General features: G+C 50.8%; 12 protein-coding genes. 7 read left to right on the top strand and 5 right to left on the bottom strand.

Annotated elements, in window-relative coordinates:
- Positions 1 to 88: 88 nt before the first annotated feature.
- Positions 89 to 1,129 (top strand): Gfo/Idh/MocA family oxidoreductase, encoded by a 1,041-nt coding sequence (locus ACKC9G_RS02520; RefSeq protein ID WP_411403364.1) that lies wholly within the window; start codon positions 89 to 91, stop codon positions 1,127 to 1,129.
- Here the strand turns inward: ACKC9G_RS02520 and ACKC9G_RS02525 are convergent.
- The gene (locus ACKC9G_RS02525) at positions 1,123 to 1,479 is read right to left on the bottom strand and encodes an Hpt domain-containing protein (RefSeq protein WP_411403365.1); all 357 of its coding nucleotides are present in this window, start codon (positions 1,477 to 1,479) and stop codon (positions 1,123 to 1,125) included. The two genes, ACKC9G_RS02520 and ACKC9G_RS02525, sit on opposite strands and share 7 nt — an antisense overlap.
- Before the next feature lie 386 nt (positions 1,480 to 1,865).
- On the opposite strand from ACKC9G_RS02525, the gene ACKC9G_RS02530 reads away from it, so the two are divergent.
- Positions 1,866 to 2,831, top strand: coding sequence for a hypothetical protein (locus ACKC9G_RS02530; protein ID WP_411403366.1), 966 nt, complete (start codon positions 1,866 to 1,868; stop codon positions 2,829 to 2,831).
- 78 nt (positions 2,832 to 2,909) lie between these two features.
- On the opposite strand, the gene ACKC9G_RS02535 is transcribed toward ACKC9G_RS02530, so the two are convergent.
- Genes ACKC9G_RS02535 through ACKC9G_RS02550 form a run of 4 tightly spaced genes read right to left on the bottom strand, consistent with a single transcriptional unit; the run spans position 2,910 to position 7,557 of the window.
- Positions 2,910 to 3,881: an ABC transporter permease gene (locus tag ACKC9G_RS02535; protein WP_411403367.1), complete on the bottom strand. Its 972-nt coding sequence runs from the start codon at positions 3,879 to 3,881 to the stop codon at positions 2,910 to 2,912.
- Between the two features lie 9 nt (positions 3,882 to 3,890).
- Positions 3,891 to 4,991: an ABC transporter permease gene (locus ACKC9G_RS02540; RefSeq protein WP_411403368.1), complete on the bottom strand. Its 1,101-nt coding sequence runs from the start codon at positions 4,989 to 4,991 to the stop codon at positions 3,891 to 3,893.
- The gene (locus tag ACKC9G_RS02545) at positions 4,988 to 6,559 is read right to left on the bottom strand and encodes an ABC transporter ATP-binding protein (RefSeq protein ID WP_411403369.1); all 1,572 of its coding nucleotides are present in this window, start codon (positions 6,557 to 6,559) and stop codon (positions 4,988 to 4,990) included. The genes ACKC9G_RS02540 and ACKC9G_RS02545 overlap by 4 nt, the downstream gene beginning before the upstream one ends.
- Before the next feature lie 8 nt (positions 6,560 to 6,567).
- Entirely contained in the window at positions 6,568 to 7,557 is a 990-nt protein-coding gene (locus tag ACKC9G_RS02550; RefSeq protein WP_411403370.1) for a BMP family lipoprotein, read from the bottom strand.
- Between the two features lie 371 nt (positions 7,558 to 7,928).
- Here ACKC9G_RS02550 and ACKC9G_RS02555 point away from each other — a divergent pair, with 371 nt between their 5' ends.
- The 5 genes from ACKC9G_RS02555 to ACKC9G_RS02575 all read left to right on the top strand — a co-directional run bounded on the left by ACKC9G_RS02555 (position 7,929) and on the right by ACKC9G_RS02575 (position 12,674).
- Positions 7,929 to 8,933 (top strand): HD-GYP domain-containing protein, encoded by a 1,005-nt coding sequence (locus tag ACKC9G_RS02555; protein WP_411403371.1) that lies wholly within the window; start codon positions 7,929 to 7,931, stop codon positions 8,931 to 8,933.
- A 148-nt stretch (positions 8,934 to 9,081) separates the two neighbouring features.
- Positions 9,082 to 9,711 carry a peptide-methionine (S)-S-oxide reductase MsrA gene (gene msrA, locus ACKC9G_RS02560; RefSeq protein WP_411403372.1) on the top strand — a complete coding sequence of 210 codons (630 nt, stop codon included), beginning with the start codon at positions 9,082 to 9,084 and terminating at the stop codon, positions 9,709 to 9,711.
- A gap of 174 nt (positions 9,712 to 9,885) precedes the next feature.
- The gene (gene rdgC / locus ACKC9G_RS02565) at positions 9,886 to 10,791 is read left to right on the top strand and encodes a recombination-associated protein RdgC (protein ID WP_411403373.1); all 906 of its coding nucleotides are present in this window, start codon (positions 9,886 to 9,888) and stop codon (positions 10,789 to 10,791) included.
- A gap of 157 nt (positions 10,792 to 10,948) precedes the next feature.
- Entirely contained in the window at positions 10,949 to 12,076 is a 1,128-nt protein-coding gene (locus ACKC9G_RS02570; protein ID WP_411403374.1) for a cation diffusion facilitator family transporter, read from the top strand.
- Entirely contained in the window at positions 12,069 to 12,674 is a 606-nt protein-coding gene (locus ACKC9G_RS02575) for a YigZ family protein (RefSeq protein WP_411403375.1), read from the top strand. Before ACKC9G_RS02570 ends, ACKC9G_RS02575 begins: the two co-directional genes overlap by 8 nt.
- The last annotated feature ends 6 nt before the right edge of the window (positions 12,675 to 12,680 follow it).

Consider the following 12,680-nt stretch of genomic DNA (forward strand, 5'->3'; position numbering starts at 1 on the left):
ATCTCACAAGATTGTTTTTCTCTTTTCCCTTTATTTAGTCTTCCCTGTTGATTAGCCTTTAAGCGAATTTCGTCTAAGGACTAACAGCATGTTAAATGTGGGAATCGTTGGCACGGGAATGTCCGCAAAGGTATTCCATATCCCCCTACTCTCTTCGAATCCTCTCTTCAGCATTCACAGCCAGTTTGGACGAAGTCTAAACCAAGCCGACTCTTCACCATGGAAGCTATATAGTGATTTTGAAGCCTTTCTGGCAGACCCGACTCTTGAGCTAGTCGTTATTACCACACCCAATACACTTCATGCGTCTATGGCTATCCAGGCACTGAATGCCGGCAAACATGTTCTGGTCGAAAAGCCTTTTTGCCTGAGTGATACCGAGGCTGATAACATTTTTGCCGCCGCAAAAAACGCTAATAAAACGGTCTGCGCCTTTCAGAACCGCCGATTCGATAACGACTTCCTGACGTTACAAAAACTCATTAAAGAAGGAAGCCTTGGTGATCTCTCGATGATTGAGAGCCGTTTTGATCGTTTTCGGCCTGAGACTCAGCAACGCTGGCGCGAGGAAGACCAACCGGGCGCGGGCTACTGGTGGGATCTGGGTCCACACCTGGCCGATCAATCCCTACAGCTTTTCGGTAAGCCAACAGCCATAACAGCAGACCTTCGGTCGATTCGCCCAGATTCTAAAGCGTGCGACTACTTTCAAGTCACCCTCCACTATCCCAACCAACTGAGCGTGCGTCTGGGTGCAACTTGCCACAACGCAGAAAGCCCCACTCTTCGTTATCGGGCTGAAGGCTCTAAAGGGAGTTTTGTTAAGTATGGTTTGGACCCACAAGAAGACAGGCTAAAAGCTGACGGAATCTTCCTGAATGGAGATACGGGCATAGAGGACTCCGCCCATTGGGGAACACTATTTACGAGCGAAGGAAAGTCGCTGGATATCCCAACCCTGGAAGGGAGTTACCAGCATTTTTATAAGAAGCTTCACGATGCCATCAAGAGCAACGCAGCTCTCCCCGTCTCTGAAACAGAAATCCGTGACGCGCTACACCTTATTCTTCTAGCAGAAAAAAGCAGCCGGGAGCGCAAAACTCTCGACTGGAACGATTCAGCTTACTGATCAGCTAACCAGTCTCTGATGGAGTCACAACTGGGCTCCACAAGTTTGGGCAGTCGCTTATACGCAATTTGAGCGGCTGCCAACTGCCCTACCCGCGCACTGTTCTCCATTTGCTTTGCCAGACGAGACAGCGCAGAGGCACCAACAGCAGCCGAGCTGCCTTTAAGATCATGGGCAATATGAACAACCTGATCCTGATTATTTTCGCTCAATGCAGAACCAAGGCGAGTTACCTTGCCCTCTAACTCAGCAAGATAGCCTTCCACATAACGCTTCATGGTATCGCCAGAAGTATCTTCAGCCAGTTCGATCAATACATTAGGCTCGAACAACACGACTTCTTCTTTCACAACCTACTCCGTTGTTAGCAAGGTCATCTATAAGACTACGCGATCACCTCATCAGAAAAAGATTGAAAACGTGAGCTTTGCTGTCGAAAACCCACCAAATCCAACCTTCTGGTTGCTTTCCTTATTAACGAAAGCAAATATCAATAGTCATTAATGACACGCCAGATCATAAAGTATTTCTTCGACTAAGGGATACCCTTAAATCTCATCGTCGGCGATCAGGTAGATTTAGCAGAAAAGGTTACCTACTGTTACTACCTAATAAGGAATCTTTTAGGTAGTCTTGAACCATCGGTCAAAATATAGCGAAAGCTTTACCAGCCGATCCGTCAGAGAAGTAAAGTGTCCCATCACAGGTTTCTGTGAACTTGATCAAGGGGATCAGTATGACAGGCAATTTATCCGGCAAGCCCAAGGCACCCATTACTGTTGTCATCGAGGACAGCGTTCAGGATGTTGAATTGCTACGCCAGCGACTGAAAACCCTTTCTGAACAATCCGTTCAACCTTCTCAGTGCTTCTTACTGGTTCCTGCAAGCTATAAGACCCTAGCACAGCAACAGGCAGAAAGTTGCCAGGTAAATGTTGGTGTTATCGAATGGCGCTCACGCTCTGGCGTTGTTGAGCGCAATGCGTTAATTCACCGCAGCACTGAGTGTTGGATAACGTTCTGGCAAGAAGGTTATAGCTGGCACTCTCATACTCTCGAAGCATTACTTCCCGCGCAAAATTCCGATGCATCCATGGTAATTAGTAATGTAGAGCTTACAGACACCCAAAGCGCTGTAACGTTGTTTGAGACCTGGCCAGGCTTCAAAAAGTTTTTTAAACACTCTCCATGGAAACCCATTCCCTTGACAGAGAGTGCATTTCAGCAACTACTCAGCGAGCCGGTAATGACAAGCTCGTCGATGCTACTGAATGTAGAAACCCTAAAACGCGTAAAAGGCTTTGATGCTTTACTGCCGCTCGAAGCTCAATTTTGGGATGCAGCCCTTAAAATTGCTCTTCAAAGTAAAGTACTTGCCACACCCTATCCTTGGGTCAAAACCACAGCGAATGCGCCCCAATCCAGCCTACATTTTATTCTGGCTTGTGAGTCAATCTTCGAGCGCTACTCAATTCAGGTAAAACACCTGCCTGGACTCGGGCGCAGGCGCCTGGTCGCACGCGTTCATCAAGCGTACAGCTTTATGAACCTACAACTAAAGAAACCGGGAGCAGCGTTCACACGGCTTATCAAAGCTACAGCCAATCTCCCAGAGGCTGCTACATGGAGCGCCTGGTCTCACTGGCTGAGTAATCTATGCTCCGTGAATAATGGTATTAGTAGCCAACAGACTCCGGCCTGATGTCTGATTGAGATAGCCGCAAATAAAAAAGCTCCCTTAGGAGCTTTTTTATTTAGAGGGCAATTTGATACTTAGTCGCTAACGCTCTTTGACATAGGGAACACCTATGGCTTTTGGCGCCACCGCTTTACCGATAAACCCGGCCAGCAGAATGACCGTCAGCAGATACGGCAAGGCTTCAATAAACTGCACTGGCACAACGCCAATGCCGGGCAACTCGACTCCTTGAAGCCGAACCGCAACCGCATCCAAAAATCCGAAGAGCAAGCAGGCCAGCATCACTGGGACAGGGCGCCATTTACCGAAAATGAGAGCGGCAAGCGCCATATAGCCCTGTCCCGCGGTCATGTCTCGAACAAACTGCGCATTCTGGGCAGACGAAATGTAGGCCCCGGCAATGCCACAAAGCATTCCATTGATCACTAGTGCCTGATAACGCAGACCCATCACAGAGATACCTGCGGTATCAACAGCCTTGGGGTTTTCCCCCACAGCACGTAGACGTAGTCCAAATCGAGTGCGATAAACCACCCACCAGACCACAGGCACCATCAAAAAGGCAAAATACACCAGAATGTTATGACCACTTAGCAGCTCATAATAAATTTCGCCCAGCACTGGAACACTCTTTAAAGCTTCAGCCCCCGGCAGCAAAATATCTTCAAACCGACCACTAGCAGGCAAATTCGGCGTCTGACCTCCCTGATGAAACCAGGCCAGCCCAAGCACAATCGACAAGCCTGCTACCAGAATATTGATTGCCACAGCGCTGACCACCTGATTACCCCTATGCGTGATACAGGCGTAACCGTGCAGTAAGGCCAATGCCGTAGAAACACCCATCGCAGCCAGACAACCCAGCCATACATTACCCGTCACATAAGAAACAGACGCTGCAATAAATGCCCCCGCTAACATTTTCCCTTCAAGGCTGATATCGACAACACCCGAACGCTCGGCGAACAGGCCCGCTAACGCTGCTAAAATCAAGGGAGTTGAAACACGTACAGTGGCATCAAGAGTCAGAATAAAAATCGTGAAGTAATCCATCCTCTCCTCCTACACCGCACTGCAAGCAAATAGACGCATCAGTACTGGTCGGTACATAAACTCCAGCGCGCCACAGAAAAGAATAATCAGCCCTTGAATCATCACGACCATATCGCGGGTGATGTTGGGCATATCGAAGGCAAGTTCAGCACCACCCTGATAAAGCGCACCAAACAGCAAACTAGCCAGCAGTATCCCGACAGGATGGTTACGCCCCATGAGTGATACGGCAATGCCGACAAAACCATATCCGGCACTGAAGTCCAGAAGCAGACGATGCTGAACACCCAAAATTTCATTCACACCGACCATGCCGGCCAAGGCTCCGGAAAGCATCATCACCCAAATAATAATGGCCGCTGGCTTGATACCTGCGTAGACCGCAGCTGTGGAGTTGCTGCCAACAGTTCGCAGTTCATACCCCCATCGAGTTCGCCAGATGAGAAACCAGACTCCAACTCCCGCCAGCAAGGCGAGGATAAAAGAAAAGTTGAGAGGAGACTCATCAAAGCTGATACCGATGGCACCCAGCATTTGATGTATGAAGGGAAGACCAACACCCTCGGCAAAATCACGACTGGATGTCGCCATCTGGCCTGGAACATTCAGCACATGCGCCAGCAGGTACACCATCAGCGACGAGGCCAGAAAATTGAACATGATGGTAGTAATAACGACATGACTGCCGCGCTTAGCCTGCAGATAACCGGGGATAAAGGCCCACGCCGCGCCAAAGAGTGCACTAGCCAGCACAGCCAGTGGCAACAAGACATAGGGTGGCAAGTAGGCATCCAGGGCAAGGCATGCCAGACCGGCTCCCAAACCGCCAATATAAGCCTGACCTTCACCACCGATATTGAACAAACCCGCATGAAAGGCTACCGCCACCGCTAACCCTGTAAAGATAAAGTTAGTGGTGTAATACAGGGTATATCCAATACCTTCCTGATAACCAAAGGCGCCATAGAGCATCAACTTTGCTGCTTCTATGGGATTCTCGCCAATCGCGAGAAAGACCAGCGCGGTTACCGCAAACGCTGACAAAATATTTAACACAGGTAATAACAGCGTATTCACCCATGCAGGCAACTGCCCCGCAGGCTGACTCATGACTTCACCTCAGACTCTGCACCCATCATTAGCCCCAGCGTTCTCTCATCAGCCTCACTTCCCGAGACTTCACCGGTCACACGGCCACCACACATCACTAAAATCCGGTCACTCAGAGACATGATTTCGTCCAACTCTACTGACACGAGCAAAATGGCTTTGCCGGCATCCCTCATCGCCACAATTCGCTGATGAATAAACTCGATAGCGCCGATATCAACACCGCGAGTCGGCTGACCAATCAGTAACACCTCAGGGTCGTGCTCCATCTCTCGCGCCAGTACGATTTTCTGCTGATTACCGCCGGAAAAGTTGGAGGATTTAAGATGCGGGTCGCGAGGCCGAATATCATAAGCCTCCGCCTTACTTTGATAGGAAGAGAGAATCGCCGCCTGATTCATCAATAACCGGCCGTTAAACTCAGGATAGTGATGATGACCCAGTATGGCTGACTCCTGAGCAGTAAAGTCGGTTACCACCCCCATCCGATGACGATCCTCTGGTACATGCGCCATTCCCAGGTCGCGTAGCTGACGGGGGTCAAGGGTGCTTTCAGCCGAATACTGCTTGCCAGCCAAGGTTACCGAACCGCCATTTAATGGTGTGATTCCTGACAACGCCTCCAGCAATTCACTCTGACCATTACCAGACACACCGGCGATACCGACAATCTCACCCGCGCGAAGAGCAAAACTTACCTGCTTGACTCTCTCGACTCCCTGACTGTCAGTCACGGTTAGCTTATCGGCTTGTAATAGCACCTTACCGGGATTAGCCGGCTGCTTCTCAACTCGAAGCAGGACTTTACGCCCCACCATCAACTCAGCGAGCTCTTCTTTCGAGGTTTCCTGCGTCTTACGATGAGCAACCAGCTCTCCCCCGCGCATCACAGCAACCTGCGTGGTGGCATCCATAATCTCACGCAGCTTGTGCGTAATCAGAATAATGGTGACGCCCTGATCGCGCAGTGCATAAAGGATACGAAAGAGCTCATCTGTTTCCTGAGGTGTAAGAACACCCGTCGGCTCATCGAGAATTAGAATTTTGGCGCCACGATATAAGGCTTTGAGAATTTCCACGCGCTGTTGATGGCCAACCGACAATTCACCAACGACGGCATCCGGATCGACCTGGAGTCGATACTCGCGGCTAAGGCGCTGAAGCTCCTGACGAACTTTGGCTTGCCCATGCTTGAGTAGCGGGCCACCTTCAGCCCCCAGCATGACGTTTTCCACCACTGTGAAGTTATCTACCAGCATGAAGTGCTGATGCACCATACCAATGCCGTGGCTGATCGCATCTTGTGAACTTCGAATATCAACACGCTTGCCATCAACCCTGATCTCGCCCTCATCCGCTTCGTAAAAGCCATAAATGATGCTCATCAGCGTCGATTTTCCAGCGCCATTCTCACCGACGATACCCTGAATGCTGCCTTGAGCTACCTGCAGCGAAATATCCTTGTTAGCCTGGACAGCACCAAAACGCTTACTGATACCAGAGAGTTCCAGCGCTAATGGAGAAACCGGCTCGTGGGAGCCGGTTGTTAAAGGTTTGGTTTCACTCATAGAGACTTTTACTGGCAGGAGTTATCAGACATGTAGTCATGCACGTTGATTTTGCCATCGACAATATCCTTCTGGATCTCATCCATTTTGGCCTTCATATCCGCAGTCACCAGATCTTTGTTGTACTGGTCATACGCCCAGGATACGCCATTATCAGCAAGACCCAGCACCTTAACGCCCGGTTTCCAGGTACCGTCCTGAACATCTTTAATAGTGTTATAGGCAGCAACGTCCACACTTTTCACCATTGAAGTCAGCATGGTACCCGGGTGCAGATAGTTTTGGTTGGAGTCTACACCGATCGCGTACTTACCCTCATCCGCAGCAGCCTGGTAAACCCCGACACCGGTACCGCCTGCTGCGGCAAACACCACATCGGCACCCCGGTCAAACTGGCTTTTCGCCAACTCACCACCTTTGCCTGGATTATTCCAGGCAGCCGGGGTTGAACCTGTCATGTTGGCAAAGACTTCGACCTTCGGGTTGATGTATTTGGCCCCCTGCTCATAACCACATTCAAATTTGCGAATCAGACCAATATCCATACCGCCGATGAAACCCACCTTGCCGGTCTGGCTTTTCATTGCGGCAAGAGCGCCCACCAGGAAGGAGCCTTCATGCTCTTTAAATACGATGGACTCAACATTCGGCTTGTCGACGACCATATCGATAATCGCGAAATGGGTTTCAGGAAACTCATCTGCCACTTTGGCCAGTGCGTTTGCCTGATTAAAGCCAACAGCAATGACCGGATTGTAACCACGCTTGGCCATTCGCTTGAGCCCCTGCTCGATCTGGGAATCGTTCGAGGGTTCAAACTCAACAACATCCTGGCCGGACTCTTTAGCGAACTTCGCCACCCCATGAGACACGCCTTCGTTAAAAGACTTATCGAATTTGCCGCCCATGTCATATACCACGGCAGGTTTAACCTCTGCAGCGGAGGCGCCAGCAGAAAAAGTCAAAGCAATAGCAGCAGCCAATAGCGTGCGTTTCATATCTCACCTTTGGGGAAATGTGGCTTGTAAGACGAAGGTTACAGCCTTAGCAACTGAACCGCGTCCACCTTTAGTCATTAAATGCCATACTAATCAAACTGTTCTGTCGAAGTCTAAAAAAACCGACACCTTGGTTAAAAAAATTACCACTTTGTGAACAATTGGAAAGCCTAGTCAGGAATCCAAATCTCCTCCACTGTAGTGAATACAGCAAAGCCTCATAAATGCTGCATCTGCGCAGACGAGGAGTATTCACAAATGCAAAAAAGTGTTAAAAATTCCCATGACCTGCCGCCACGACACGGTCGCAATCCTTTTTGCAGACCATCCACGCGCACTTATTACGGCCAAGCGATCTGGGAGATCTATTCTTGAGCGATGTTAATGATGCTCGACGCCGAGGGACACCATCTGCTGCGCAATCCAAGCCCAGAGATTTTGAAGTTGAGCTTATCAGCGCCCGGGCGATTCATAAAAAAGCCGTAAATCTTCTGCGAGCCGTGAGCCTGAATGTTCAGGGTCAGGCGCCGCTGGACTACCCTTCAGTGGTGCAATGCGCCCAACTGATTCACCGCTCCCTGGAGCGTAATCCCGATGCGCTGATCTGCGTTGGGCGACTAAGAAGCCCTGAGAACTATCTTTTTGAGCACTCCGTCAACGTTGCCTTGCTTCTCGGTAACTTTGCCCGATTCCTCGGAATGAAGTCCGGCATGGTGAGCGAGCTTATTATCGGCGGCCTACTGCATGACATCGGGATGATGCTCATCCCTGCCAATATCCGGGAGAAGACCGACCGTCTCAGTGATGAAGAGTTTCGTATCGTTCGGCAAAATCCGTTGTACGGAGAGTCTTTGCTGCGCGATTTACCGGATCTGCCACCTATGGCAGTTACTGTCGCCACCCAGAATTTTGAAAACTACGATGGCTCTGGCTATCCCTACGGCCTGCAGAAAAAAGCTATTTCCGTATACGGTCGCATGACTGCCGTGGTAAATGCTTATGATGCAATGACCGTCGACAGGCTACATCGCTCCGCCAAAGCGCCAGCCGCAGCTCTTAAAACGCTCGTTCAGCAGAAAAACACGCGCTTTGATCCTGAGGTTGTGACTCGCTTTATCTCCTGTATGGGCGTATTTCCGGTAGGTTCTCTGGTTCAGCTGCAAAGCGGCCGAATCGGCTTCGTCATGCAGCTATCACGGCGGACCCGCCAACCTGCGATTGTCCGTACCGTGTTTAACCTGAATCGCATGGAGCACCTCTCACCTGAAGATGTCTGGCTGGAGTCGCGTCTGGGCGCCCCTCCCCAAGACACTCTTAAAGGCCCCTTCATGGGAAATGAGAAAGCACCATCACTGAACTTTGAGCTCTATATTTAGTCACACTTCCTGTCTTTATTCTTATACTCCTGCCGCAGCCGGGGCTTGATTCTCCGGCTGCGAGTCTTACATTAAGCACTCCTAACCGAACAGCGTTCAAAGATCTCATTTGTGCGCTGCGACCTTACCCAGAAGAATCGAGGTAATCATGGGTCAGAAATTATTGGACATGCCTTCCGCTGAACAGGCATTGCCCGGCCGCAGTAGTGCCGTTTCAGTGCCAGCCTCTCACACGGTGCTGGGCAACCCGCTGAAAGGCCCCTTCCCCACTGGATTTCAGACAGCCCTCTTTGGTCTTGGGTGCTTCTGGGGAGCGGAGCGCAAATTCTGGCAGCAGCTTGGAGTCTTCACTACCGCTGTAGGTTATGCAGGCGGCATCACGCCCAATCCAAGCTACGAAGAAGTTTGTACGGGTATGACGGGCCATACCGAGGTGGTGTTGGTGGTTTTTGATCCACGCATCACCAGCTATGAAAAGTTACTGAAAGTGTTCTGGGAAGTTCATGATCCCACTCAAGGCATGCGCCAGGGCGGAGACATTGGCACTCAGTACCGCTCAGCCATTTACACCTACTCCGCTGGGCAGCAGGCCGCGGCTGAATTAAGTCGAGAGGCTTTTGCTGAAGAGCTTAAACAGGCAGGTTTCGGAGCCATTACCACTGAGATTCTCCCTGCACCGACTTTCTATTACGCTGAGGAATACCATCAGCAATATCTTGATAAAAATCCAGCAGGCTACTGTGGTCTGAAGGGAACAGGTATTTCCTGCATTATCTGAGCATTGCCTCAATGTTCTTGAAGCCATGGAAGGCTATCACTCTCATTCGTACCGCCAGGTGGGAGTATCTCTCCTTGAACTTCAAGTCTGGTAGTCTGCGTCTCACTGGCTACAATACCCTCTGCTTTCAACTCCCCCTGCGACCTTGCGTCCCAGCTTGCTGATGGAATTTTCATGCTGTTCAAGAACCTTGTGATTTACACCTTTTCCCAGCCTTTCAGCCTGGATGAAGAAAAACTGCAAGCCGCACTGGAAAGCCACCGCTTTCAACCTTGCTCAAGCCAGGAAAAAGAACGCCTGGGCTGGGTCAGCCCGCTAACGCAAAATCAGGAACAGCTCTTTTTAAATAGTCAGGGCTACTTTCTTCTGAAATCCAAACGACAGGAAAAATTGCTCCCCAGTCAGGTCGTTAATGAGCTGGTACAGGAGCGTCTGGAAAAACTGGAAGAAGAGCAAAGCCGTCGCCCAACGAAGAAAGAACGTCAGGACGTCAAAGATCAGGTCACACTGGAGCTTCTTCCACGTGCCTTTAGTCGTCATCAATTCAGCTTTTTATGTATCGCTCCTGAGCAAGGCTGGATTGCTGTCGACACCTCCAGCTATAACAAAGCCGAGCCCTTATTGAATCTGCTCCGTGAAGGCTTGGGCTCGTTCCCGGTTATTCCACCGCGCGTTAAACAAAGCCCTGCCGTCGTCATGACCAGCTGGCTCAATGATGCCACCAGCGTTCCGGAAGAGGTGGTGATTGCCGATGAATGCGAACTGCGTGATCCAGCCGATGATGGCGGCATCATCAAGATTCGTCGCCAAGCCCTCGATAGTGATGAAATCCAGACTCATCTGGAAGCAGGCAAGCAGGCCACCAAGCTAAGAATGAGCTGGCAGGACTCGCTGGAGTTCATGCTCTGTGACGACCTGACCTTCAAACGTGTTCAAGCCAGTGAACGCCTGCAGGATGAACTTGAACATACCGAGACCGATAACCGCGATCAGGAACTGGACGCTCTCTTTACCATGAGCGCCCTTGAGCTTAACCGCTTGCTGCCACAATGGCTGGAATGGTTTGGCGGTAAAGAATAAAGTCCATGAGATAGCCTCATCAGTCGGATGAGAAAAAGTTACCCACAGAAAATGTGGATAACATTGTGCGCATATCAGCACAGCCAAGTTACTATGGGGCTTCTCTTAAATTGGCGCTAAATTATCCAACTGCAAACCCTTAGTATTCAGGAATTCGATGACCACTTCGTCCGTCAATAAAACTGCCATTTTGCAACGCGTCACCCTGGTTGGCGCCTTACTGAATCTGCTAATGGGACTGGCGAAAGTCGTGCTTGGTCTGGTCTTCATGTCCCATGCGCTGCTGGCTGACGGCCTTCACTCGCTGTCGGATTTACTCTCCGATGTTGTCGTTATCTTTCTCGGCAGAATTGCCCACTCCGGACCAGATACCAATCATCCCTATGGTCATGAGCGCTTTGAAACCCTCGGCACCGTCATCCTTGGCATGGTGCTGGGTGGTGTTGCTGGCGCCCTGGCCTTCGATAGCATTGAGCGCCTCTTTACCCCGCAGCAGCTCGCGCAAACCAGTTGGATGACACTTGGCATTACGCTCTTCTCAATTGTTGGAAAAGAGTGGCTGTATCACTACACCTTGGCTGCGGGCAAAAAGATCAAATCTGATCTGATGATCGCCAATGCTTGGCACCATCGTTCCGACTCACTGTCCTCTGTGGTAGTTCTGGTTGCCCTGATTGCCAACTATTTTGGCATCAGCTGGCTGGATCCTATCGCCGCGCTCGCGGTCGCCATCATGATCGCCAAGATCGGCTGGGAGCTTACCTGGAATAACCTGCAGGAACTGACTGACCGCGCCCTTCCTGAGGAAGATACTCATCAGCTTATTGCTGCAATGAGTGCCGAGCCCGGCATTAAGAACGTGCATGATTTACGTAGCCGCCGCATGGGTAGCCAGTATCTGGTCGATGTTCACTTTGTGGTCGGTGATGAACTCTCTGCCGCTGAAGCTCACCATGTGGGGGTTCGAGCGACTCAGCGAGGCCGCAAAGCCTGTTCGGAGATCCGTGACATCGTTTTTCACATTGATGTCAGCGCTGATGAAGCCGGCCAACAGCATCTCCCCGGCCGATATGAAATCATGCAGTGGCTGACCCCGATGCTGAAAGAACAGCAGCTTCATCTGCTGCACCTCAAACTGTATTACTTCGGCCAGCAGATTCGTCTGGATCTCTATTTCCCGCAAGAACAGGCAGAAGTGAGTGATGCACTTCGTGCTCGCCTGCTGGCTGAGGCTCCCGAGTGGCTAAAGGATGTTCGCCTCTGGCTGAGCAACAGCCATGGCTGATTGCTACCAGGTGCCCGCTGAAGCCATCGAGGTGGAAACGGAGATCAAGAAAAGCCTGTTTATTACCCGACTTGCCAGAATCAACAGCAGAGAAGACTTTGCTCAGATGCTGCAACAAGCCAGAACCGATCACCCCAAGGCCAACCATCACTGTTCCGCTTTTTTGCTCGGCCCTCCCGAGGATGATACACAACAAGGCAGTAGCGATGATGGCGAGCCTTCTGGCAGCGCCGGACGTCCCATGCTGACGGTATTACAGCACAGCGGGGTGGGAGAAGTTGCCGCTATCGTGATCCGCTATTTCGGCGGAATCAAATTGGGCGTCGGTGGATTGGTGCGGGCTTATAGTCAGGGCGTACAGGAAGCGCTGGCTGTGCTTCCAACTCAAGAGCAGTGGCAAACCTCAGAAGTCAGACTTCAGTGCGATTACAGCACCCATGCTCGCCTGCAAAGCCTGCTTAACAACAGCATCACACGCATTATCGATGAGCAATTTAGCGCGGATGTCATCGTGACACTGGCGATTCCTCGCTCTGAGGTAGAGAACACCAAGGCCGAGCTCAATCAGCAACTCGGCCCTGTGATGACATGGTTATAAAGCGAT

The sequence above is a fragment of the Pokkaliibacter sp. CJK22405 genome, assembly GCF_046614695.1.
GTDB lineage: Bacteria > Pseudomonadota > Gammaproteobacteria > Pseudomonadales > Balneatricaceae > Pokkaliibacter.

Excerpts from the sequence above, each read along its gene's own strand:
- ACKC9G_RS02520 (WP_411403364.1), top strand. The coding sequence starts at position 89 with ATGTTAAATGTGGGAATCGTTGGCACGGGAATGTCCGCAAAGGTATTC.
- ACKC9G_RS02530 (WP_411403366.1), top strand. The coding sequence starts at position 1,866 with ATGACAGGCAATTTATCCGGCAAGCCCAAGGCACCCATTACTGTTGTC.
- ACKC9G_RS02535 (WP_411403367.1), bottom strand. The coding sequence starts at position 3,881 with ATGGATTACTTCACGATTTTTATTCTGACTCTTGATGCCACTGTACGT.
- ACKC9G_RS02540 (WP_411403368.1), bottom strand. The coding sequence starts at position 4,991 with ATGAGTCAGCCTGCGGGGCAGTTGCCTGCATGGGTGAATACGCTGTTA.
- ACKC9G_RS02545 (WP_411403369.1), bottom strand. The coding sequence starts at position 6,559 with ATGAGTGAAACCAAACCTTTAACAACCGGCTCCCACGAGCCGGTTTCT.
- ACKC9G_RS02550 (WP_411403370.1), bottom strand. The coding sequence starts at position 7,557 with ATGAAACGCACGCTATTGGCTGCTGCTATTGCTTTGACTTTTTCTGCT.
- msrA (WP_411403372.1), top strand. The coding sequence starts at position 9,082 with ATGGGTCAGAAATTATTGGACATGCCTTCCGCTGAACAGGCATTGCCC.
- rdgC (WP_411403373.1), top strand. The coding sequence starts at position 9,886 with ATGCTGTTCAAGAACCTTGTGATTTACACCTTTTCCCAGCCTTTCAGC.
- ACKC9G_RS02570 (WP_411403374.1), top strand. The coding sequence starts at position 10,949 with ATGACCACTTCGTCCGTCAATAAAACTGCCATTTTGCAACGCGTCACC.
- ACKC9G_RS02575 (WP_411403375.1), top strand. The coding sequence starts at position 12,069 with ATGGCTGATTGCTACCAGGTGCCCGCTGAAGCCATCGAGGTGGAAACG.